This window comes from Mesorhizobium sp. M7A.F.Ca.CA.003.01.2.1, assembly GCF_003998945.1.
Classification (GTDB): Bacteria; Pseudomonadota; Alphaproteobacteria; order Rhizobiales; family Rhizobiaceae; genus Mesorhizobium; species Mesorhizobium ciceri.
The window spans coordinates 1-523 of the sequence record NZ_RZRA01001625.1 but is presented as its reverse complement, the minus strand read 5'-3'; the positions used below and the strand labels follow the sequence as shown (position 1 = coordinate 523).

The window sequence follows — 523 nt, the reverse complement described above, 5'->3', positions numbered from 1 at the left end:
GATGTAGTCCTTCACCTTCTCGTAAAGAGGGCTGGCGGTGTCGGGCAAAGTGATCATTTCAAAAGTCCTTTCCGGCGATTCATCGGAAATCACGACTCGACAGGTTGCCGCATGCGGATGATTGTTTTCAAGCCGTCGCTGCGCCCCGCCAACAGCCGCTCATAGGCAGCCGGAATGTCATCCAGGCCGATCTCCTGGTCGATCAGCGCCAGCAGCGGTTCGCTCAATTCACCCAGCATCCGCACGGCCTCGGGCAGTTCGTCGGCAAAGGCATGGCATCCCAGCAACCCGATTTCGCGTTCGACCAGCGTATTGGGATCAATGTCGAGGCGGCCGTGGAAGATGCCGACCATGGCGATCGTACCGCCGGGATCGAGAACGCCGAGCAGCTGATTGAGCGCCGCGACGCTGCCGGTCGCCTCGATGGCCGCGAGCAGCGGGGCATTGGCAGTTGCGGCGGCAACGGCGTCCCGGCTCAGATCGACGATCCGGGCACCCGTCACCCGCGCCACCCGGGCGCAGC

General features: G+C 63.3%; 1 protein-coding gene. It reads right to left on the bottom strand.

Annotated features, from left to right (window positions below; translation table 11 throughout):
- Positions 1-89: 89 nt before the first annotated feature.
- Positions 90-523: zinc-binding dehydrogenase (locus EN969_RS34605; RefSeq protein WP_164758819.1), on the bottom strand; the 434-nt coding region annotated here is incomplete at its 5' end.